General features: G+C 38.1%; 26 protein-coding genes, 1 tRNA gene, 1 pseudogene and 1 riboswitch. Of the genes and pseudogenes, 14 read left to right on the top strand and 14 right to left on the bottom strand.

All coding sequences use genetic code 11. The features are described 5' to 3' along the window. Positions 1-4: 4 nt before the first annotated feature. The 3 genes from ACO1DI_RS17000 to ACO1DI_RS16990 are packed head-to-tail and all read right to left on the bottom strand — an operon-like array spanning position 5 to position 2,279. Positions 5-739, bottom strand: coding sequence for an amino acid ABC transporter ATP-binding protein (locus tag ACO1DI_RS17000; RefSeq protein ID WP_013081645.1), 735 nt, complete (start codon positions 737-739; stop codon positions 5-7). 30 nt (positions 740-769) lie between these two features. Further along, entirely contained in the window at positions 770-1,474 is a 705-nt protein-coding gene (locus ACO1DI_RS16995; RefSeq protein ID WP_013055275.1) for an amino acid ABC transporter permease, read from the bottom strand. After that, the gene (locus ACO1DI_RS16990) at positions 1,458-2,279 is read right to left on the bottom strand and encodes an amino acid ABC transporter substrate-binding protein (protein WP_013081647.1); all 822 of its coding nucleotides are present in this window, start codon (positions 2,277-2,279) and stop codon (positions 1,458-1,460) included. The genes ACO1DI_RS16995 and ACO1DI_RS16990 overlap by 17 nt, the downstream gene beginning before the upstream one ends. Before the next feature lie 341 nt (positions 2,280-2,620). Here ACO1DI_RS16990 and ACO1DI_RS16985 point away from each other — a divergent pair, with 341 nt between their 5' ends. From ACO1DI_RS16985 to thiD, 9 genes are all read left to right on the top strand, one after another. Then, on the top strand, positions 2,621-3,019 hold the full coding sequence (locus tag ACO1DI_RS16985) for a fluoride efflux transporter FluC (protein WP_116740308.1): 399 nt from the start codon (positions 2,621-2,623) through the stop codon (positions 3,017-3,019). Positions 3,020-3,075: 56 nt separating this feature from the next. Continuing rightward, on the top strand, positions 3,076-3,408 hold the full coding sequence (locus ACO1DI_RS16980) for a fluoride efflux transporter FluC (RefSeq protein ID WP_423145485.1): 333 nt from the start codon (positions 3,076-3,078) through the stop codon (positions 3,406-3,408). Between the two features lie 47 nt (positions 3,409-3,455). Beyond that, positions 3,456-3,671: a hypothetical protein gene (locus ACO1DI_RS16975; RefSeq protein ID WP_013055279.1), complete on the top strand. Its 216-nt coding sequence runs from the start codon at positions 3,456-3,458 to the stop codon at positions 3,669-3,671. Positions 3,672-3,829: 158 nt separating this feature from the next. Next, positions 3,830-3,931: riboswitch (TPP riboswitch) on the top strand. Positions 3,932-4,053: 122 nt separating this feature from the next. After that, positions 4,054-4,677 (top strand): thiamine phosphate synthase, encoded by a 624-nt coding sequence (locus ACO1DI_RS16970; RefSeq protein WP_140451899.1) that lies wholly within the window; start codon positions 4,054-4,056, stop codon positions 4,675-4,677. Next, a complete protein-coding gene (thiO, locus tag ACO1DI_RS16965) occupies positions 4,661-5,788 on the top strand; it encodes a glycine oxidase ThiO (RefSeq protein WP_115653020.1) in 1,128 nt (375 codons plus the stop codon). The genes ACO1DI_RS16970 and thiO overlap by 17 nt, the downstream gene beginning before the upstream one ends. Next, complete coding sequence (thiS, locus tag ACO1DI_RS16960; protein ID WP_182421535.1) at positions 5,785-5,988, top strand: sulfur carrier protein ThiS; 204 nt, start codon at positions 5,785-5,787, stop codon at positions 5,986-5,988. The genes thiO and thiS overlap by 4 nt, the downstream gene beginning before the upstream one ends. Positions 5,989-5,993: 5 nt before the next feature. Continuing rightward, complete coding sequence (locus ACO1DI_RS16955) at positions 5,994-6,761, top strand: thiazole synthase (protein ID WP_014461697.1); 768 nt, start codon at positions 5,994-5,996, stop codon at positions 6,759-6,761. After that, positions 6,758-7,777: a thiazole biosynthesis adenylyltransferase ThiF gene (locus tag ACO1DI_RS16950; RefSeq protein ID WP_423145484.1), complete on the top strand. Its 1,020-nt coding sequence runs from the start codon at positions 6,758-6,760 to the stop codon at positions 7,775-7,777. The genes ACO1DI_RS16955 and ACO1DI_RS16950 overlap by 4 nt, the downstream gene beginning before the upstream one ends. Before the next feature lie 22 nt (positions 7,778-7,799). Further along, entirely contained in the window at positions 7,800-8,609 is an 810-nt protein-coding gene (gene thiD / locus ACO1DI_RS16945) for a bifunctional hydroxymethylpyrimidine kinase/phosphomethylpyrimidine kinase (protein ID WP_042992349.1), read from the top strand. A 30-nt stretch (positions 8,610-8,639) separates the two neighbouring features. Here thiD and gpmA read toward each other — a convergent pair whose 3' ends face one another. Next, the gene (gpmA, locus tag ACO1DI_RS16940) at positions 8,640-9,365 is read right to left on the bottom strand and encodes a 2,3-diphosphoglycerate-dependent phosphoglycerate mutase (protein ID WP_014461694.1); all 726 of its coding nucleotides are present in this window, start codon (positions 9,363-9,365) and stop codon (positions 8,640-8,642) included. A gap of 180 nt (positions 9,366-9,545) precedes the next feature. Here gpmA and ACO1DI_RS16935 point away from each other — a divergent pair, with 180 nt between their 5' ends. Further along, on the top strand, positions 9,546-9,743 hold the full coding sequence (locus tag ACO1DI_RS16935) for a hypothetical protein (protein WP_014461693.1): 198 nt from the start codon (positions 9,546-9,548) through the stop codon (positions 9,741-9,743). Between the two features lie 38 nt (positions 9,744-9,781). Here the strand turns inward: ACO1DI_RS16935 and ACO1DI_RS16930 are convergent, their stop codons facing one another. Continuing rightward, the gene (locus tag ACO1DI_RS16930) at positions 9,782-10,402 is read right to left on the bottom strand and encodes an NAD(P)-dependent oxidoreductase (RefSeq protein WP_316911670.1); all 621 of its coding nucleotides are present in this window, start codon (positions 10,400-10,402) and stop codon (positions 9,782-9,784) included. A gap of 184 nt (positions 10,403-10,586) precedes the next feature. Between ACO1DI_RS16930 and ACO1DI_RS16925 the strand changes: the two are divergent. Then, positions 10,587-11,853, top strand: a pseudogene (locus ACO1DI_RS16925) (hemolysin family protein). Between the two features lie 65 nt (positions 11,854-11,918). On the opposite strand, the gene ACO1DI_RS16920 reads toward ACO1DI_RS16925, so the two are convergent. Both ACO1DI_RS16920 and ACO1DI_RS16915 read right to left on the bottom strand, forming a co-directional pair. Further along, the gene (locus ACO1DI_RS16920) at positions 11,919-12,137 is read right to left on the bottom strand and encodes an alpha/beta-type small acid-soluble spore protein (RefSeq protein ID WP_013055290.1); all 219 of its coding nucleotides are present in this window, start codon (positions 12,135-12,137) and stop codon (positions 11,919-11,921) included. A 37-nt stretch (positions 12,138-12,174) separates the two neighbouring features. Then, positions 12,175-12,250, bottom strand: a tRNA-OTHER gene (locus ACO1DI_RS16915). Positions 12,251-12,508: 258 nt separating this feature from the next. Here ACO1DI_RS16915 and ACO1DI_RS16910 point away from each other — a divergent pair. Continuing rightward, on the top strand, positions 12,509-12,673 hold the full coding sequence (locus ACO1DI_RS16910; RefSeq protein WP_226556413.1) for a hypothetical protein: 165 nt from the start codon (positions 12,509-12,511) through the stop codon (positions 12,671-12,673). A 24-nt stretch (positions 12,674-12,697) separates the two neighbouring features. On the opposite strand, the gene ACO1DI_RS16905 is transcribed toward ACO1DI_RS16910, so the two are convergent. The 7 genes from ACO1DI_RS16905 to ACO1DI_RS16875 form a co-directional block, all read right to left on the bottom strand. Then, positions 12,698-13,807 carry an ABC transporter ATP-binding protein gene (locus ACO1DI_RS16905; RefSeq protein WP_013055292.1) on the bottom strand — a complete coding sequence of 370 codons (1,110 nt, stop codon included), beginning with the start codon at positions 13,805-13,807 and terminating at the stop codon, positions 12,698-12,700. Between the two features lie 139 nt (positions 13,808-13,946). Further along, positions 13,947-14,849, bottom strand: a complete 903-nt coding sequence (locus ACO1DI_RS16900) for a PucR family transcriptional regulator (RefSeq protein WP_423145483.1) — start codon at positions 14,847-14,849, stop codon at positions 13,947-13,949. A gap of 29 nt (positions 14,850-14,878) precedes the next feature. Continuing rightward, positions 14,879-15,088: a YheE family protein gene (locus tag ACO1DI_RS16895; RefSeq protein WP_013055294.1), complete on the bottom strand. Its 210-nt coding sequence runs from the start codon at positions 15,086-15,088 to the stop codon at positions 14,879-14,881. A 66-nt stretch (positions 15,089-15,154) separates the two neighbouring features. Further along, entirely contained in the window at positions 15,155-16,315 is a 1,161-nt protein-coding gene (locus ACO1DI_RS16890; protein WP_316911674.1) for a YheC/YheD family protein, read from the bottom strand. Continuing rightward, entirely contained in the window at positions 16,312-17,661 is a 1,350-nt protein-coding gene (locus ACO1DI_RS16885) for a YheC/YheD family protein (RefSeq protein WP_042992346.1), read from the bottom strand. Before ACO1DI_RS16885 ends, ACO1DI_RS16890 begins: the two co-directional genes overlap by 4 nt. Positions 17,662-17,665: 4 nt before the next feature. Continuing rightward, positions 17,666-18,745, bottom strand: coding sequence for a YheC/YheD family protein (locus ACO1DI_RS16880; protein WP_423145482.1), 1,080 nt, complete (start codon positions 18,743-18,745; stop codon positions 17,666-17,668). Continuing rightward, positions 18,742-20,088, bottom strand: coding sequence for a YheC/YheD family protein (locus tag ACO1DI_RS16875; protein ID WP_014461687.1), 1,347 nt, complete (start codon positions 20,086-20,088; stop codon positions 18,742-18,744). The genes ACO1DI_RS16880 and ACO1DI_RS16875 overlap by 4 nt, the downstream gene beginning before the upstream one ends. A gap of 187 nt (positions 20,089-20,275) precedes the next feature. On the opposite strand from ACO1DI_RS16875, the gene ACO1DI_RS16870 reads away from it, so the two are divergent. After that, positions 20,276-20,626: a YlbF family regulator gene (locus tag ACO1DI_RS16870; RefSeq protein ID WP_014461686.1), complete on the top strand. Its 351-nt coding sequence runs from the start codon at positions 20,276-20,278 to the stop codon at positions 20,624-20,626. A 179-nt stretch (positions 20,627-20,805) separates the two neighbouring features. After that, positions 20,806-21,684 (top strand): Cof-type HAD-IIB family hydrolase, encoded by an 879-nt coding sequence (locus tag ACO1DI_RS16865; RefSeq protein WP_013055300.1) that lies wholly within the window; start codon positions 20,806-20,808, stop codon positions 21,682-21,684. Positions 21,685-21,769 lie beyond the last annotated feature (85 nt).

The raw sequence follows: 21,769 nt of genomic DNA, 5'->3' as shown, positions 1-21,769 counted from the left end.
CTTTTTAATGAATCATATTCAAGAATTGACGTGTCCGCTCTTGTTGAGGATTTGAAAATATTTGATCCGGTGTACCTCTTTCCATAATGACACCTTGATCCATAAAAATAACTTCATCTGCTACTTCACGGGCAAAGCGCATTTCGTGAGTTACCACCACCATCGTCATTCCTTCTTTTGCCAGGTCTTTCATCGCTTGAAGAACGTCTCCTACAAGCTCAGGGTCAAGAGCTGAAGTAGGCTCATCAAATAGCATAACTTTTGGGTCCATCGCCATTGCTCTGGCGATGCCAACACGCTGTTGTTGTCCGCCAGACAGCTGGAAAGGGTAAAAGTCGAGCTTATCGCCTAAGCCAACGCGTGTTAACAATTCTTTACCTCTTTTTTCTGCCTCTTGAGTAGAAACGCCTTTTACAATTACAGGACCTTCCATAACATTTTCAAGCGCACTTTTATGAGGAAATAAGTTATAGTTTTGAAAGACCATACCTGTTAGGCTTCGAAATGAAGTAATGTCTTTTTTACGAACAGGTTTGGTGAAATTCATGCTTTTTTTATCAAGTTCAATCGTGCCGTCTGTTGGGATTTCTAAAAGATTTAAGCAACGTAAAAAAGTAGTTTTACCCGATCCAGAAGGACCAATTAATACAATTACCTTGCCCTGTTCAACTTCTAAATCAATCCCTTTTAATACTTGCAAATCACCGAATGATTTATGCAAATTTTTGATATTAATCATATGAAAAACTCCTTTAGCTACTCGAAACGGTTATTTAGATACGTAACGATCTAGTCTTATTTCAATGCGTCCTTGGATAATGGATAAGATTGTACACATAATCCAGTACAAGAGCGCTGCTTCACTATAAAGAAGTAAAAATTCATAGTTAGTCGAAGCAATTTCTTGAGCTTTACGGAACATCTCAGAAACAAGAATAAGCGATGCAAGTGACGTATCTTTAATAAGGCTAATAAAAGAGTTAGATAATGGCGGAATCGATACACGTGCTGCTTGCGGTAAAATAATCCGTCTTAACGCTTGGGAATAGGTCATACCAAGTGAGTAGCCAGCTTCCCACTGTCCTTTAGGAATAGATTGAATCGCTGCTCGGATAATTTCAGATGCATACGCACCTACACTTAATGAAAATCCAATAATAGCAGAGATAAATGGGTCAATTGTTATATCTAAATTGGGTAAGCCGTAGAAAATAATAAATAATTGCACAAGCAGCGGTGTACCTCGAATAATCGATACATAGATGCGCGCAATTATATTTAAAACTTTTATAGATGATAAACGAGCCAAGGCTGTTAAGACAGCTAAAATGATACCGAGTACAAACGTGATTAATGTTAGTGGAATAGAATATTGAATAGCTCCCTTTAGCATTGGTAAGAGAGATGATTGAGCGATTGAAATCAATTGATTCAATCGCTCTCCATCAGGGAAAATATTATTTAGGAGAAACATCTTCGCCAAACCATTTCTTAGAAATTTTTGCGTATGTTCCGTCTTTTTTCATATCTTTCAATGCTTTGTTTACTTCATCCACTAACTTACCGCTGTCTTTTCTAAACATAAAGCCGCTTGCAGCACCATCGGATTTTTCATCCGCGATTTTGATAGGTGCGTTAGGGTGCTTTTTCTTATAGTCAAGGAACGATAATTTATCGTTGATTGTAGCATCAACACGGTTTGCGCTCATTAGTTCTACTGCTTGAGCAAAACCTTCAGCACTCGTAATGTTTGCACCATAAGATTGAGCCATGTCTTTATAGTTACTTGTTAATGACTGCGCTGATTTTTTTCCTTTTAAATCTTTAAATGATTTGATATCTTTTTCGTCTTTACGAACAATTAATACAGCCCCTGACTGGATGTATGGATCAGAGAAATCGTATTTCTTTTGACGATCTTCACGAATACCAACTTCATTAGCAATCATGTCAAATCGTTTAGCATCTAATCCAGCAAACATGCCATCCCACTGTGTTTCTTTGAACTCAGCTTTTACGCCAAGACGTTTAGCTACTTCTTGAGCCAATTCTACATCAAACCCAGTTAGCTTTTGTTTGTCATCATGAAAAGTGAACGGAGGGTATGTACCTTCAGTTCCAATTGTTAATACACCATCTTTTTTCACTTTATTATATAAATCCTCTTGTGAAGATTTATTGTCTCCATTGTTTGCTTCATTTTTTGAGCTAGAACCGCATGCGGCAAGCACAACTGTGAAAGCTAATAGTAGCGACAAAAGTGCAGCAAATTTCTTCATTTTCTAAACCCCCTAGTATTCTGATAGGAAATGATACTCTGTGATACTAAACAAGAACACAGCAAAAGTCAACAAAAAAAACTTATACGATTAATGTGACTTAAAATAAGGGAAATATACCTTCTATACACGGTTTGTCATAAGGATACAGAAAGATTTTAGAATTTGGATTAAATGGATTTTTAAGGGATATCCGAGGAGTAAAAAGGAAGTTTCATGCGACGATTTTCTCTTTCATTTTTTCATGACTTTTGGTGCAATAAACATATAGTTAAATGTTAAGGTAGAAATAAATTCCTTATGGTACACTTAAAGAAGAATTTATGAAACGGAGCGATATGATGAAAGCCATAAACTTAATCTCAATTGCCTTTGGTGCTATCGCTGGTACGTATGCACGTTATTTTCTAAATCTTTCCTTATTATATACGGGGTATCCAATAGGAACAGTAATTGAAAACCTATTAGGTAGCTTCATATTAGGACTATTAACGGGATTTTTTGCGTGGAAACAGCCAAAGGAATGGATCAAGCTTGGACTAGGCGTGGGCTTATGCGGCGGTTTTACCACGTATTCAACGTTTGCAGGAGACTTCGTTTCTCTCACTCAGCATTATTTATGGGGTGGAGCCATTTATTTCATTGTCTCTTTAGTAGGCGGAATCCTTTTTGCTTTAGCAGGCTATCTATGCGGTGAAACGGCAGGAAAAAATTTAGTAAAAGTACATGAGGTGAAGTAAATGAGCATAGTGAGCTTGGCACTTGGGGGGCAGCTGGAGGCATATGCCGTTATCTTTTGGGATTAAAGGTTACAAAAACAGCTTCAAATCCTCCTTTTCCAGTATCAATGCTGTTTGTTAACTTGCTTGGTGCGTTTGGACTTGGTCTTTTTTACGGTAGTTATTATGGAAAGGTTCCGAGTCATGCTTATAATGATTCAATATTTCTAATGATCGGCATTGGTTTTTTCGGGGCTTTTACCACTTTTTCAACGTTTAGTGTGGAAACCGTGCAGTTAATTCGAGAAAAATCTTATCAGAAAATGTTGGTGTACGTGGGGATTTCAGCATTTGGAACAATTGGTTTATTTACAGTGGGTTTACTGGCAGGAACGTTTTTATTTAAATAAAGAGAACGTTTCTAGTAGGGAAAAACAAAAAGACGGAGAAGTAGAGAATGGATAGAAAAGCAGAAGTTTGGAAATACATTTTGTTGATTGTTGCTGTTGCAGGTCAGATCATCGGTTTTTTATTTTTATTTATAAATGTTGTGGCGGCATTTATTTTTTACGGTTTTTATATTCTAACTTTTATTATGTTACTCCTGCTGTTTATATGGGATCGGAAAAAGGAAAAAGACAAAGAAGAATTTGACGACTATACCGATTACTAACCATATAAAAAGCAGAATGGTGCGGTGCGCCGGGCCTCTTAGTAAAGAAGCTTAAAAGATACATCTATAAAAGGAAGAGAGCCGTAAGAGCATAAAGAGATATTGTATTTACATCTAGTTGTGTTATAATTTTAAGTGCAAAAACAAAATCAATAAATAGCAATCACTAGGGGAGCTTTTTGAAGCTGAGACGAATGCATTTCGGACCCTTTGAACCTGATCTGGTTTGTACCAGCGTAGGGAAGTGGCGATCATGTTTACATAACGATACATGCTAACCACTCTACGTTGTAGGGTGGTTTTTTTGTATGTAATAAAGCCCTCTACACAAGATAAAGTGATTGAAATTTCTCTTTATTCTGAATGGAAAGGTTTCGATCATATGGATATTCCTAAATTTCATGTCATTACAACAGATAAGCAGCCAATTGAAGAGGTTCGGGACATTTTAACGGCTATCGTGCCTTTTGCGGGTGCCATTCATATTAGAGAAAAAAAGAAAACAGCAAAGCAGATTCAATGTTTACTAGAAAGCCTGCCATTTTGTCGCTCTAAAATTATTGTAAATGACCGAGTTGATGTAGCGCATGCTTTAAAAGCAAAAGGGGTGCAGCTTGCCTATCATAGTTTAGACGTTTCGTGCGTTAGAGACGCATTTCCTTCTCTTATTGTCGGAAAATCAGTTCACTCTGTGGAAGAAGCTCTAGAAGCTGAAAAAGATGGAGCTCACTATATTCTATACGGACATATTTATTCAACTCATTCAAAAAAAGAATTAAAAAGCCGAGGGATAGCAGCGTTAAAAGAAGTAGTAGACGCTGTGAAGATACCAGTTATTGCGATTGGTGGAATTACACCTGTAAATGCCAAAGAGGTGCTGCAAACAGGAGCACACGGTATAGCTGTGATGTCTGGTGTCATGCTTGCGCAAGATCCGCTTAAAGCAATCAAACAATATTCTCATATATGGACATCTGGAGGTGGAGAAAATGAAGCAGCATTATGATGTACTGTTAGTCGGAGGAGGCATAATTAGCTCTTCTATCGCTTATCATTTGTCAAAACAAGGAGCGTCAGTAGCCATTCTTGAGCGCAATCAAATTGGTTGTGAAGCTTCAAGTGCAGCTGCTGGTATTTTAGGTGCTCAAGCTGAAATTGATGAAGAAGGTCCTCTTTTAGACCTTGCTATTAAGAGCAGAAGTATGTTTCCTGAACTGGTGAAGGAACTAAAAGAAAAAACGGCAATCGACGTAGAGCTTATTCAAAAAGGCTTATTAAAAGTCGCTGTAACAGAAGAAGATGCACACGTATTAAAGAAAAAAGCCGATCAGCATCATCAATGGGACAAAGATGTAAGATGGATCGACGTAAAAGAAGCGCGGTTGTTAGAACCGGGGCTCTCTCCAGACATATACGGAGCCATTACAATACCTGGAGACGGCCAGCTAGCTCCGGCTAAGTTAACACATGCTCTTGCTCATGGAGCCTTGTATCACGGAGCAGATGTATTTGAATACTGTGACGTTCATTCTCTTATTACGGAAAATGAAACAGTAAAAGGTGTACAGACGTCTAAAGGCTCTTTTTATGGAGGAAAAGTAGTGATCGCAGCAGGCTCATGGGCTAAACGTTTTATTTCTTCTGAACATTTAGGTCAGGTATTTCCTGTAAAAGGAGAGTGTATTGCTCTTCAAAGTCATAAGCCGCTGCTTTCTAAAACGATTTTTTTAGATGAAGGTTTTTATTTAGTGCCAAAGGCTGGTGGAAGAATCGTAATCGGGGCAACTAAGCTGCAGCATGATTTTACTAAGACCGTTTCTGCACAAGGTATTCAATTTCTGCTGGATAAAGCTGCTGTGCTTCTGCCGGCTATTAAAGAAGCCACATTTGAAAAAGCATGGGCAGGTCTTCGTCCACAAACAAATGATGGCTGGCCTTATTTAGGAGAGCATCCTGAAATAGCGAATCTACACATGGCGTTTGGCCACTACCGAAACGGTATTTTATTAAGTGCTGCAACTGGAAAAATTATGGCTGATGCTTTGGTAGGGAAAGAGCCGAATCATTCATTTTTTACATCATTTCAGCTAACGAGAGTAATGGAGGGAGTTCATTGAATCTAATCATTAATGGTAAGAACGTTACTGTTGGAGATGAAATTGAAACGGTCGAGCACTTGTTGCAGGCTCAGAACCTGCATGAACGAGTGGTAATTGTTGAGCTAAACAAGAACATTTTACAAAAAGAAGAACATAGTGATGCAAGTTTAAAAGATGGAGATACATTAGAAGTCGTTTCATTTGTAGGAGGAGGATGAAGAGTATGTTAAAAATTGGACAATATACATTTAATTCACGTTTATTATTAGGAACAGGGAAATTTCCGGACTTTACGACTCAGCGTCAAGCGGTAGAAGAGTCGGAAACAGAAATTTTAACATTTGCTGTTAGACGAATGGATATTTTTGATCAAAATCAGCCTAATTTACTAGAAGCGCTTGATGTGAAGCGTTTCACTCTGTTACCTAACACGGCTGGAGCAAAAACTGCAGAAGAAGCGGTACGTATTGCTAAATTAGCTAAAGCTTCTGGACTTTGTGACATGGTGAAAGTAGAAGTAATTGGATGTGATAAAACGCTGCTTCCTGATCCAGTTGAAACATTAAAAGCTAGTGAAGAGCTGTTAAAGGAGGGCTTTACCGTTTTACCTTACACATCAGATGATGTTTTACTTGCGCGTCGTTTAGAGGAGTTAGGCGTACATGCCATTATGCCAGGAGCTTCGCCTATCGGTTCAGGTCAAGGTATTATTAATCCGTTGAACATGCGTTTTATCATTGAACAATCAACTGTTCCAGTAATTGTAGATGCAGGTATTGGAACGGCTTCAGATGCGGCTCAAGCTATGGAGCTAGGAGCAGATGGTGTGTTATTAAATACAGCTGTTTCAGGAGCAAAAGATCCTGTGAAAATGGCTCGTGCTATGAAGCTAGCGATTGAAGCAGGAAGAGCAGCATTTGAAGCAGGACGTATTGAAAAGAAACAATATGCAACGGCAAGCAGTCCAACAGAAGGGATGAGTATCGGTTGATTAATCGTTATTCCCGCCAAGAACTGTTTCAACCTATTGGAAAAGGCGGACAGCAGCAAATTCAAGAAAAGCATGTTCTGATTGTAGGAGCAGGTGCTCTTGGAACAGGGAACGCCGAGGCCCTTGCGCGAGCGGGGGTAAAGAAAATAACGCTCATTGACCGGGACTATGTAGAGTGGAGCAACCTTCAGCGGCAGCAATTGTATAGTGAAAGAGATGCTGATAAAAGAATCCCAAAAGCAATTGCCGCTAAAAAACGGCTTCACGATATTAATCATGATGTAAAAGTAGAAGCGCACGTAGCAGACGGTACCCCTCAAGTTTTAGAACAGCTTGTTGAGGGGATAGATGTTATGATTGATGCGACCGATAATTTTGACACACGCCTTGTAATGAATGATTTATCACAAAAATATGATATTCCTTGGATTTATGGAGCATGTGTCGGAAGTTATGGAATTAGTTATACTATCATACCAAGTGAAACACCGTGTTTATCCTGTTTGCTTGAGTCTGTACCGCTTGGAGGGTTAACATGTGATACAGTGGGGATTATTAGTCCTGCTGTACAAATGGTAGTCGCTCATCAAGTAACAGAAGTGTTAAAAATATTAGTCGGAGACTGGAATGCGCTCAGAAGGGAACTTGTTTCGTTTGACGTATGGAAAAATGAGTATACGAGCATCAATGTGAACGTGTTTCGCAAATCTGCTTGCCGCTCATGCGGCAGTGAACAAACGTATCCCTTTTTACAATATGAAAATCAAACGAAAACAGCTGTGCTATGCGGAAGAAACACGGTACAAATCCGTCCGGGCAAATCAGCTAAGCAGCCGCTGCAGTCTTTAGGTGAACGATTAAAAGAAAAAGGATATAAAATTGAACAAAATCCGTATCTGCTTTCTTTTTATGTAGATGATTACCGTTTAGTGATGTTTCAAGATGGACGAGTCTTTGTCCATGGAACAAACGATATAGTAGAAGCAAAGTCACTTTATCATCGGTATATTGGGTAAGAAAGAGATGGAGGTTTCAAGCATGACAGTACCAAAAGCATTAACCATTGCTGGATCAGACAGCGGTGGAGGAGCAGGAATTCAAGCAGATTTAAAAACATTTCAAGAGCGTGACGTTTTTGGCATGTCTGTTATTACAGCTGTGACTGCACAAAATACAGTTGGCGTTCAAGGAGTTTATCCTTTAGAAGTAGAAGCAGTTGAAACGCAGTTAGATTCAATTGCCACTGACTTATTTCCCAATGCAGTGAAGACAGGTATGTTGTTCAGTGCTGATATTATTTACGCAGTGGCTCGTAAAATCAAACAGTACGGACTGCAAAATATTGTAGTTGATCCCGTTATGATTGCAAAAGGTGGTCAATCTCTTCTTCAAAGAGAAGCTGTACAGGCTCTAAAAGAATTGTTGCCTCTTTGTGAAGTCATTACGCCGAACATACCGGAGGCGGAAGTCATCACGGGTAAAGAAATTCACACGATTGAAGACAGAAAAGAAGCGGCAAAACAGATGCATGAGCTGGGTGTAAAGCACGTGGTAATTAAAGGCGGACATGATCAATCTCATCAAGATATGATTGATATAGTGTATGATGGTCATACGTACGTTGAAATCACGCATGAAAAGATGAATACAAAGCATACACACGGAACGGGATGCACGTTTGCTGGTTGCGTCACGGCTGAACTAGCAAAAGGCAAAAGCGTGGTTGAAGCAGTTCAAACCGCCTCGGATTTTGTTCACTATGCGATTAAGCATACGCTTGAAATTGGTTCCGGACACGGTCCTACTAATCACTGGGCGTATAGAAAATACTTTCGTTCAAACACATAAAAAAACGTGCCTACAATCTAGGCACGTTTTTTATGAAGAAGGAATATGTGTAGGAATCTCTCCGTCGATGCCTAAGTAATAATGTCTAATGGGCTTTAAATTATCATCAAGCTCATACACAAGCGGCACACTTGTGGGAATATTCAAGTTCGCAATGCCATCAGGTGAAATGTTATCCAAATACTGCATCAGAGCTCTAATCGTATTACCGTGAGCGGAAATAATAACTCTTTTGCCAGCTTTAATAGAAGGAGCAATAGTTTCGTTCCAATATTCTAGAACCCGCTTTTCTGTATCAGCTAAGTTTTCCGTTACAGGAAATTGTCCCTTAGCTAATTCCTTATACTTAGGGTTGGAAGCTTCATAGCGAATATCTGTTGTCTTTAAAGCAGGAGGGCGTTCGTTCATCGACCTTCTCCACAAATGTACTTGCTCTTCGCCAAATTTTTTTGCGGTTTCTTCTTTGTTCAAACCTTGAAGAGCTCCGTAGTGTCGTTCATTCAACCTCCAAGATTTGTATACAGGAATCCACATGAAGTCCATTTGATGTAAGATAATCCATAGAGTGCGAATGGATCGTTTTAAAACAGAAGTATAGGCAATATCAAAAGTATATTCGTTTTTCTTTAGCACTTTTCCAGCTTCTCGCGCTTCTTGCAATCCATTTTTAGAAAGATCTACATCCGTCCAGCCTGTAAATTTATTTTCAAGATTCCACACGCTTTGTCCGTGCCGAATCAACACAAGTTTTATCATCGTGTTCTCCTTTCAACAGTGACTAAGGACTCTATTCTTTTTTATTATGAGAAGGAAAGAGTTTTTTATCCTAAAGCCGGGGAAAGGAGTTTTTATCATTTAGAAAAAGTGATGCTGAAAAGTAAAGCTTTAACTTTTTTACGCATATGATAAAAATAAAAAGGGAGGGGAAGATAGTCGATGAGTGACCAAGAACGTCAGATTCAAGCGTTGCACGGCCAGATTGAAGATTTAAAAGAAGAAATGTATCAGATGAAGCTTGATATTAGCGCATTAGAGAAAGAAAAAGGAAAGCCTGTTTTGACACCGGCTCTCGTTGGTCAAATAGGAGGTTTTGTTCTAGGTGGATTAGCTATAATCGGTATTTTCTGGATGTAGAACTTCTCGTTTTGAAAACGAAAAGTTCTTCTGATTTTTCAATAAGCAATTCCAACGCGGCATTTGGAGAAGTTTTGAGCCCATATCTCATGGTAGGTAAAGTGAGCGGTATCTCCCGTTGAAATTTTAACCGCATCAGCTGGTAAAATATCTTTTTCCACTCGATAAGTGCCTGTTACTTCACCGTCAGGCAAGTATGTTGGGCATATAACAGTCCAGTTTAGATCACTTTCCTTCAAGTGTAAGTATCCTTTTAAATGATCTTCTGCTGCTCTGGTCGTTTTACGCTTTGATTCATTTGATTGAAAACGATACTTTTCTGGTTCTGTTCGTGACTGTAAGATGCCTGCAGTTCCAATAGTAAGAATACGATGAACGCCGTAATACTTCATGCTGTTTATAATTAGCGGTATACTTTTTGAAATCGTCTCTGCACCATCTGTATTTAACGCGCTGACTACAATATCTTGGTGCTTGAGGGCAAAGTTGATATTTTCTTGATGAAGTACATCGCCTTGTAAGATATGTAGGTTTGGATGACTGATTTTTAGCTTATTGCGGTCTCTGACAAGTACAGTAACGTCGTTTTCATCTTTGAGCATCATTTTTAATAAAGACTGTCCAACTCGCCCTGTAGAGCCTAATAGTAAAATTTTCATTGGCTACACCCCTCTATAAAAGATAGTATCTATTCTTTAGGATATACAATCTGTATACTTATTCATAATAAAAAGCATGCGTAGCATAAAGTAATACAAAGTTGATGAATGAAATATTCAACAACAAAAAAATTTGATATGATAAAAAGACAGAAAAATCAAAAAACAGGAGTGTGAATGTCTTTTGGGAGACTTGCCTCTGAATCAAATGATGATATTAGTCGTTTTGCTTATGTTATCAGCGTTCTTTTCATCTGCTGAGACAGCCTTTTCAAGCGTAAATAAAATTCGTTTAAAACATTACGCTGAGAAAAAACATCGGGGAAGTAAAAAAGCGCTGCATATTGCTGAACACTTTGAACAGACGCTATCGACAATTTTAGTAGGAAATGTTGTCGTAAACATTGCTGCTTCCTCTTTGGCAGCTAAAATTGCCCTCGATGTGTTTAAAGGAAACCTAGCACTCGTGATTAGTATCATCGTTATGACCATCATCATTTTGATTTTTGGTGAAGTCTTGCCAAAATCGTTAGCTAAAGAGCATGCTGAATCTTTTGCGCTGATGATTTCTTCCTTGTTATTTATTATTATTAAATTGTTAACCCCGATTTCCTTCTTATTTTTACAGGTGAAAAAAGGAACTGCTCACTTGTTAGCGTCTGCCCCTACACCAACGATTACAGAAGATGAAATTAAAGTGATGGTAGATTTAAGCGAAGAAGAAGGAACGATTAATAATATTGAAAAAGAGCTAGTTCATCGTTCACTCAATTTTAATGACATTGTGGTGGGGCAAATTTTAAAACCTAGAATAGATGTCACAGCAGTTGACGTAAATGCCGATATTGATTCGGTTTGTCAAATGTTTCTTGAAGAGAGATATTCGAGAGTCCCTGTATACGAAGATCATATCGATAATATTATTGGCATTTTATCAGAAAGAGAATTTTTAACCTGTTTAGTCCAAAGAAAAGAGATTTTTATTCGTGATTTGTTGAGACAACCTATTTTTGTAGTAGAATCCATGAAAATATCTGTTCTATTGCCAGAGCTCCAAAAAAGTAAGGTTCACATGGCAATTGTAGTTGATGAGTTTGGGGGAACGGCCGGTCTTGTGACCTTAGAGGATATATTAGAAGAAATTGTAGGAGAAATTTGGGATGAACATGATGAAGCTGTTAAGTATGTACACCAGATAGGGGAAAAGGAGTACGAATTTAACGCCGACATCCCTATTGATGAATTTTTAACCTATATAGAGGTTAGTTCTCCTGACAGTACGTGCCATACCTTAGGGGGATGGATATATGAGCAGTTTGATCATATTCCTGCTAAAGGAGACTTTTTCTCATATGAAGAGATATTGTTTACCATTAAGGAAGTAGAAAATTCGACGTATTCGCAAAGTTTCCGTAAAATCATTTGCGAATAAGAATGAGGAAGCTGATTAAAAGAAATTAGAAAGCGCTCCAAGAGATCTTGGAGCGCTAAAGCCATAATATGAAATTAGTTAATATTAGTACTTGCCGCCTAAGTTTTGCTCAGCTAATTGTACTAAACGTTTTGTGATTTCGCCACCAACAGATCCGTTCGCACGAGCTGTTGCATCTGGTCCTAAGTTTACACCAAACTCACTAGCGATTTCGAACTTCATTTGATCGATAGCAGCTTGAGCACCAGGCGCTACTAACTTGTTTGATGAATTTCTGTTTGATGCGTTTTGATAATTTGCCATGTGTATTCATCTCCTCGTTAGATAAAATAGATTGTAATGGTTGAGTTAGCTGGAGTTGAACCAGCCGAGCAGATACATCGATTAGACCTGCTTGCCTACCGCGGCGTAACTCAATGTTTGCGAGCTGTTGTGCTCGGTTGTTACTAGTATTATGGCGAAAGGTAAAAAAACATATACATAGAAAATTATTGGTAATTTATAGAAATTTTTATATGGAGTTTGATAAAGAGTAAGAGAGTTTTATTCCGTGCATATTATAGGTACATATTGATCAGGTAAAGCGAGGTGCGCGGATGTCGATTTGTTCCTTATGTAATGGGTTTAGTGATGTACAAATGACGTGCAAAACATGTGGAGGAGTGCTGGGGGATATGGGAAAAGTCAGCGATTATTTTGATGATTACAGTGCTTACATGGAAATCGATCAGTTAAAAGTAGAAAATGGGTATCCTAGTGATTTAGCAAATCACCAATGTATTCATCTCTTTTACTGCTCTACTTGTAACAGTGAAGAATTGCAGCAAATACAGGAATAAAAAAAGACCCCTAGAGGTCTTTTTTTATTCGTGCTCAGCACGGATGCGCTGTTCTGATTCTGCATCAAAGAAATGAGCTTTGTTCATATCTAATGCTAAGTCTAGAGATTGAAGCGGTTTAATATCTGTTCTGGAATCCACGCGCGCTACAAAATCTTGTCCGCCAAGTTTAGAATAAAGCATGGTTTCAGCTCCCATTAACTCGGATACATCGACTTTGATTGTAACTTTTGTGCCAGGTGAAGATTCAATAAATACAGGCTCATCATGAAAATCTTCAGGACGGATGCCTAAAATAATTTGTTTGTTTAAATATCCTTGCTCGCGAAGTATTTTCATTTTACCTTCCGGAACTGCAAGAAGCGAATCGCCTACTTGAACCTTTCCGTCTTTTAACGTTCCGGTTAAAAAGTTCATAGCAGGAGAACCAATGAACCCGCCTACAAATACATTTTCAGGTTTTTCGTATACTTCTTTTGGTGTACCAACCTGTTGGATAATCCCATCTTTCATAACAACTAGACGAGAAGCCATTGTCATTGCTTCGGTTTGGTCATGTGTTACGTAAATTGTCGTTGTACCCAAACGCTGGTGAAGCTTCGCAATTTCAGAACGCATTTGCACACGTAATTTCGCGTCTAAGTTTGATAAAGGCTCGTCCATTAAGAAGACCTTAGCATCACGAACAATTGCACGACCTAGTGCTACACGCTGACGCTGTCCGCCGGATAATGCTTTTGGCTTGCGCTCTAAGTATTGCTCAAGTCCTAAAATACGAGCGGCATCTTTTACGCGGCGGTCGATTTCATCTTTTGGTAATTTACGAAGTTTTAAACCAAAAGCCATGTTGTCATATACGCTCATATGCGGATACAATGCGTAGTTTTGGAATACCATTGCAATGTCGCGATCTTTTGGAGCCACGTCATTTACACGCTTGCTGTCAATATAAAAATCACCTTTGGAAATTTCCTCTAGCCCTGCAACCATACGAAGCGTTGTTGATTTCCCGCAGCCTGAAGGCCCAACAAATACAATAAATTCTTTATCTTGAATGTGAAGGTTAAAATCTTTTACTGCCGTCACATCTTTATCATACATTTTATAAATATGTTCTAAACGTAATTCAGCCATTTCCATTTCCCCCTTGTATGTACTCTGTGAAACCGTTTTCTTAACTCTAGTGTAATTTTTTTTAATGAAACAGTAAATGGCAAACATGCACAAAAAAAAGAAAGAGTTTTCGTGCACTATTTACGAAAACCCTTTCATTTTATTCTCCATCTTGCGAATTTTTTAAAGCAAGAATGGCTAAGTAAGCAGACACAGCTCCTGTGAAGTGTTTGATATCAAGGTGTGTGCGATCAATAAATTTCTCAATTCTATACTGCAAGCTGTTGCGATGCATGTACAATTTCTTAGCAGCAAGAGATACGTTTAAATTACATTCTAAATAAACTTTAATCGTTTCTAACAGATTTCCATCATCTTTTACTAAGTCAAGTAAATGTATCATATGATTTTGGATTGCCTCTGAAGACTCTTGTAGAACCAAATGGGGTAAAACGTCAGTAAAATGGATAACATGGTTTTGTTCGACTGTATGCTTGATTTGATAAAACCATTTCTTTTCACGCTCAAGAATTAATCGCGGTGAAGACGGAAACAAGTGAATTTGTCCTTCAAAGAACTGAATCGAAGTTTCAAAATCATGACATAGCACCTCGATAGAATCTGATAAATTTTCAGTTAAGTCATTAGGATCATTAAAGGTTTCGATAACGATACCTGATTGTTTATCAATCCACAACACAGTAATGGAGGTAGAATACAAGGCGTGAAGTGCATTTTCAAACTCTATTTTTTGTTCAAACAAACGTTTAATTAAAAACTGGGTGAAGCGAAAAGAATGGTGCGTATGATGAGAGTGAATGACTTTTTCAGGTGCTTCAAATAACAGGTTTGACCAATACAATTGCTCTGGCGTCAGTAAAGAAACTTTCTCATCATAAGGAGTTAAAAAAGCAGAAAGTAACGCCTGCTCTTTTTGAGATAAAGCCGTGTGTTCAATTCCAATGAAGCCTTCATCACATGAAAACCATTTGTAACGTTCAAATTGAGAAGGGATTTTAGCCTTAATCATTTTATCCCCAAATAGTGTGTGCAGCTGTTTCATCTGTGCTCGTTCCCTTCGGTGAAAGCTTACTATTCATAAACGTGAAAAAGCATAAGCTCATGAATATAATCAATTAATTGTGTTTCATCTATTTGATTAGAAAGCGCAGTTTTCCATACAATTTGTCCATCTTTTAAATAATCAGCCTCATAATAAACCCGATTCATATAAAACGAGATGTGCCAGCCTGGCATCCGATTATTTTGATACAGTGGTTTAACCTGAAAGTGTGAAACCATAAAGAAAATCTCCTTTCTCAATTAGTTATTATAAGCTTACCATGAGAAAAGGAGATGAAAAATCATTTAATCTAAAAATTTTGTTAATTTGTAAAATATGTTGCATATGTGTTTAGCACCTTGGGTTTGAATATCTGTTTCATCAAAAATCATCGGCTTTGCATTCACTTCAAACAAATAATACTGCCCTTGAGCTGACTTTGCCATGTCAAGAGAAAATTCTTCAACTAGAGGGAAGGACTTTTGAAGGACTTGCCCGCACCTATTTACAAAAGACGAAAGAAAGGAAGTATCTACTTCATCTTCAAGATCTTGAAAAGGTGAAATGCTTCCGCCGTTTAAAGTATGTGTTGTAATGGATTGATAGGGACTATGTCGAATACCGACGCCGCTAATAACATATCGGCTATCTTTGTGATGCGCTAAAATACGTAAGTCATAGCGCCTGTCTTTGAATGGTTGAGTCTCAATCGCTTCTTGAATGAGATAAGCAGACCTGGGAAGGTCAATTGCTTTTAAAGAAGAAAATTCTTCTTTGCGCTTATGATCTTGGTAAATAATCGTATGCTTATGGGAAGATAATCGAAAAATTCCAGCGCCTTTACTGCTGTTAATAGGCTTAAAGTAAAGGGAAGAGTGTTTTTGCAGAAGCTTAGCAATATCAATTTCTGGTGTTAAACGATAGGTTTTAGGAAGGTGAGAAGATAGTAGTGGATCCTTTGAAAATAATTGATATACTTTCCATTTTGAAAAAAAAGCGGAATTAAAAAGTGGGATGTGCTTGCCTTTAATTTTTTGATGTAAAGATGTCAGCTTCTTGGTTTCTGATTTTCTTCCTGGATAACGATTATATATAACGTTTGGCAGCGGCAAAGTTGTTTTGATCCACTGCTTTTTTGCACCGTCAAAGCAATACCCTTCAAAGAAGTGATGAGACATTGTTTCTTCAGCGAATAAAGCAAGAAGCCCGCCTTTTTCTTGCAGGGTATGATGTAAGAGTTCTAATAAAGGGCGCTGTTTTACATTCAGTTTTTCCAAAACAGCTTTGTTCGTTAAAACTCCCACAATAGGGCCGACTTTTTCTCCTTTTAAACCAAGAAAAGCTTGAGTAGAAGAAATGTTTTGAGTAAAGGGAAGTTCAATTTCTTGAACTCCCCATGTGTAAGAGGCTGAAGGGTTATGATGAAACCACTGCTGCTTTTCTTTGTGATAGTAAATTGTAATCATATGCTGATGCCTTCAGGTGTATTTAGATAGTATCCAGATAAGTAAATCGCATATTCTAGAGAAAGTTTTCTAGTTTGTTGATCTGCTTTTCGTAAGGCAGGGTGTGAAAAAATAGAGCGACCGGGCTTAGAGTTAGCTTCAAACAGCCATACATTTCCTTGATAATCCACTCCAAAATCGAATCCAAGCTCTCCAATTAATCCGTTCAACTCCTGTTCAAGCACATGACTAATTGAGATGGCGGCATCTTTTAGCTTATTTTCAATTTCTTTTTTGTAAGAAGGGTTGGTGAATATTTTGGCTGTAGCTTCAATTTCTCCGCCGTAATCAAGATGCGTAGTGATGCTGTTGGGACCGGCTACTTTAGCAGCTAAAGCAGTAAGCACCCATTGGTTATTGCCGTCTTTATTCGTATGCACGCGAAAGTCTATACAGCGCTTTTCTTTTTTGATTAATGAAATACCCTGCTGAGCAATGTAGGAAGGATTAGTAAGTAAATATTCAAATTCTGATAATAGATCCTCTAAGGTTTCTTTTTCTTGAACATGAAGACCTTTTTCTCCTTTGTAAGTCAGCGTGTACATGGAATCCTTAAAAGATAGGGTATAAATGCCGCGGCCTAAGCTTCCGTTTTTCGGTTTTAAATAAACGGTTTGGTGAAGAAACAGAAGTTTTTTTATTTGCTCACACGAAGGACTTTCAACTGTGTAAGGTAACAAATAGGCTGTCTGCTCGTTCAGTTTTAAAAGCTCATGAATTTCCCACTTGTTGAAAAAATCAGGATTAAAAAATGGAATGCCGTAATCAGTCATCATCTTTTCTTTAATGAACTTAAAAGGCGCTAACCCCTCTGTTTTTCGATTTGGCAAACGATTATATACAACGTTAGGAAGCGGGATTTCATGCTGTGTCCAGCCGCTTTCTTCATAAAAATAGCCGTTTATGGTCCCGGTTTCCCAGTTGATATGATGAGTTCCAAAAATAAAAGGCAGTCCCCCTGTTATACTTGCAGTAGAAAGAAGTTTAGCTAAGTGAAGGGAACGCTTTCCAATTGGCCGTAGCAGAGAACCAGTAAAACCAGCGGATAACACACCGATTAAAGGTCCTAAGTGAATGGTCTCATTCACGATAATAGGTTGCATCATATGGGCGAAAGGAATTTGAAGTTTTGTCATTAGCTCAGCTGAAATCTGAATTTCTTCACGTTCTGAAGATTGTATAAGGCATGGAGCTGTCATTGTTCCAAAAGCTGCTTGTTTCAAGGAGTCTTTGTAAAGAGATGCAGGAACAGAAAGATCGCAGCCTAGCTGCTCTACTACAACAAGGCGAGTAAGAGTTTTTTTCATAGCATTACTCCTTACGATACGATAGTGTGTTAGCTAAATAGACGCAGTAAGACAGGACATTTTTATACATGACTTCTTTTTGTTCAGGTGCTGTCTCCATTACTATTTTTCTTCCCGGTTTCGAATTTAAATCTAGAATCCAGATGCTGAAGTCTCTCGAGATACATAAATCAATACCTAATTCAAAAAGAGAAGGAAAGTGATTTTCCAGCACGGACGGAATCGTTTTACAAATGGTGTTGATTTCATCCATTACATATTGACGATGAACGCGAGGGATGCGAGGTAGCAAGTTCTCAAAAGGTACAATAGATGCTCCTGAACTTACATTTGTTACGATGGAGTCCCGTTCACCTTGTCTAATTCCTCTTCCAATTTCTTTCCAAGCACCATCGTTTCCTTTTTGTAATAGCAGTCTTATATTGAAAGGAGTGCGTTCATAAGGGAAAAATGAAATATGAGGCTGAGCAATATACAGTACATCACGGGTCGTTTTCGTAAACCAGTTCTTAAACTCCTGAAAAGAGGAAAATAAAATGGTGTTTACAATGTCATTTTGTTGATAAGAAGCTTCAATTTCACGTCCGCGCTGTCTTAATTTCACAATCCCTTTACCTTGTGAGCCGTTGGCAGGTTTAATCATTAGGCTATCGTTGGTTCGAAGCAGCTGAACAAGCTGCTCTACACTTTCGATTGGAGTGGTAGGAGGAATATATGAAGATAAATAGCTATCTTTTTTAATTACTTCATAGACATCTAGCTTATTGGGTAATCCATGGCCTAAAAATGTAACATCTTCCCGCTGTTTAAGCCAGTTTACAATAGGGCGAGCCTTTTTAGACAGCGAATCTTTTCGATAAAAGCAGCGATCGTAAATAAATGAAGGAAGTAAGAAGGAATCTTCTATCCATTTCTTTTGTTGTAAATCGTAGCGGAAGCCTTCAATACTTTCGGTGTTAGGATGAATGTTAAAAGGAGTAAAACGGTATATTTCAATGGAAAACTCAGAAGCATGTTTAGCAATTTCGGTCACGTACTCTACTTCTTGCTGTGGGTGAATCGTTAAAAAGCCTAATGAAATCATCGTAAATCCTCCTTGGCAAATTGAAAATTCGTTGCGTGCAGACAATAATCAAGCAGTGCTTTTGTTGATGGACGGACAGAGAAAGAGCTTGAATCTGATTGTTTGGAAGGTTTGACATTTACTTCAATAATCCAAGGCTTTCCTTCTTGATCAATCGCTAAATCAATACCGAATTCTGCATAAAGTTCAGACGGATGAGAAAGCTGCGTGCAAATTTCAATCGCAATCTCTTTTAAAAGTGAAAGGATATGGCGCGTAGTTTTTGAATCATAGAGCTGAGTTAACACTTGTTGAGGAGGATGAATATCTCCTCCACGGGCAAGATTTGAGACGAAATTGCCGGGTTTTGATACACGTGTGACAATGGACGTGATTTTCCACGTCAAGTCGTCTTTTTTATGACAGAGAATGCGGAAATCAAAAGGGCACTGTTTGTATGTCTGCAGTGAAATTCCTTCTTGGATGAGGAATCCTTGCCTTTTTAATTGACTATAAAGCGTTTCAAATAAGTCATAAAGAGATTCATATTCTTTTTCATACGTCTGCGTAAACGTTGTATAGTCTAAAATATACTTCTCTTTCTTTGAAATTTTAAAAATATTTTTTCCTTGGCTGCCATGAACAGGCTTCAAAAAAACATCGTCATGAAGTTCCAAAGCGTCAAGAAGATCTTGACGTGAACGAAGTTGATACGTTTTTGGCAAATATGGAAGCAAGTGTACAACATCTTTAAGCTGTTGAAAAACCGTCCATTTATTTAAGTAGCGTGCGTTAAAGAAAGGAACGTCATGTTCTTTTAAAAATGTTTTAAAGGTTTGAAAATCAGCGGTTTGCTCCGTTTTCCTGGCATGAATCCGGTTGTGTACGATTCCCGGAAAGGGAACGTCTGAATAAACCCATCGATCAGCGCGATAAACATATCCTTTAGGGGATAATGACTTCACGTCGCTTAATTTGCTCACATAGCAAAAACACCCTAGCTCCTTGCAAGCTTGAACAAATTCCTTACAAAATACAGAAATAGAGCCGAAGAGTTCTTCATCTTCTCGAACTTCTGTTACGATGCTAATTACGGGCCCCAACCTAAACGTGTTTTCTTCATAAATGCCTCTCAGCTGATGCGTTTCATACGGAAAGCGAAAGTCTGTAAATAGAGCTTCTGACATCATGAAACAGCATTCTCGATGCTGAAACACGGTGGCTTCGACTTCTTTCGTGATGGAGCCTACTGTTAACGTAAACTCGTGCTTGCACTTCACACGGGAGAACAGAGCAGAACTAATGTAAATGTCGTTGCTCATATGGTTCTCTAGTGGTTTTAGAGAAATGGTAAAAGTATTCATAAACGAATCCTCTTTTTCTTTCCTTTAGTAGGCGAATGCTGATATATACTATGAGGAATTAGCCCAATCTGTGAAGAGAATTTATCGTTTTCTGAGAAAATAAAGGTCTTAAGCTGAATTTTATATAATAATTTGTTATAGTTAGGGAAGTCAAGAAATTATAGAACTTAATTAGGAGGAACTTAACGTGTCTGTAAACTTACATGATGTAGCAAATGATTTAGAAAAAGCAATTCGTCAAAGCGACGATTACACAAACTTAAAAAACTTATATGCAGCAGTAAACGCTGATGCAGGTTCAAAACAATTATTTGAGCGCTTCCGTACAATGCAAATGGAGCTGCAACAAAAGCAAATGATGGGCCAAGAAATCACTGAAGAAGAAGTTCAGCAAGCTCAGCAAACAGTTGCAATCGTTCAACAAGATCAAAATATCGCGAAGCTAATGGAAGCTGAGCAACGTATGAGCATGGTAATTGGTGAATTAAACAAAATTATCATGAAGCCACTTGAAGAACTTTACGGTGCGGCTGAATAAGAGATAGAGGAAAGAGGAAAAGAGAAATCTTTTCCTCTTTTTTTATGCGGAAATTTCTTCTAATTGTGCAGTTCTACTCATAAGCTTAGTAACAAGGCGACACATGCCGACTAACATGAAAAGGTCATTTATAACCGTATCCTAACGGATTAGACATCTATGAAAGAAGGGGTTCTCATATGGCTTATCGATTGCTAGCGTTGAATATTGATGGAACCATTTTAAATAGCCAAGGGCGCGTTACAAAAGAAACGAAAGACGCAATTCAATTCGTGAAAAATAAAGGGGTTTACGTTACGTTAGTAACAAACAGGCATTTTCCGTCTGCTAAAAAAATTGCTCGGTCACTTAAAGTTCATCCAGCAATGCTAATTACTCATAGTGGTGCCTTTATCGGAACATCGATAGACAAACCGATACTAGATAAGAGAATTAGCGAGGAAAAAACATTTAATCTCATTCAGCTTTTTGAAAATTTTAATTGTCATGTCCGCATTTTACACGAAAGGTTTTCAATTGGAAATCGTGTAAAGCTTCCTAATAATATTGTAGCTAAAAGCGTGTTAAAAACGGGAGAACCGCTCTTTTATCCTGTGCAGTTCGTAGATTCCTTAGGAGATACGCTTCGTGATGAACCTGTTTCTACGCCAAAAATAGAAGTGTATTTTGCAGATCGTAGAGAAAAAGAATACGCCGAGCAAACAATTGCTAGTGCAGTTCCGGATATTGAATGGTTTTCGTATCCAAATGAAAATAGATGTTATATTACGCCAAAAGGAGCCACAAAAGCTGCCGGCGTTCGTTATGTAGCAAATCGTCTAGGGATACCAATGGAAGACGTAGTAGCAATTGGAAATTGCTATGATGATTTAGAAACGATTGAACATGCGGGAATGGGTGTGGCCATGGGCAATTCACCAACAGAATTAAAAATGCTGGCGGATTGGGTTACTCGTTCTAATAATGAAAATGGTGTAGCCTACATGGTAAAAGAATTATTTAGAAAGCAGCAGCGCCTTGGTTATCTTCATCAAATTGACAGCTTTCGTTTAAAATAAATTAAGGAAAAAAGAGGTTAGGCAAAAGTAGTTTAGGTGAATGAAGATCCGAACGAAGAATCAAACTCGTTCGGATTTTTTTATT

Source organism: Priestia sp. 40, assembly GCF_049368575.1.
Taxonomy (GTDB): domain Bacteria; phylum Bacillota; class Bacilli; order Bacillales; family Bacillaceae_H; genus Priestia; species Priestia zanthoxyli.
The sequence above is the reverse complement of the archived record's forward strand: the minus strand, read 5'-3'. Positions and strand labels throughout refer to the sequence as shown.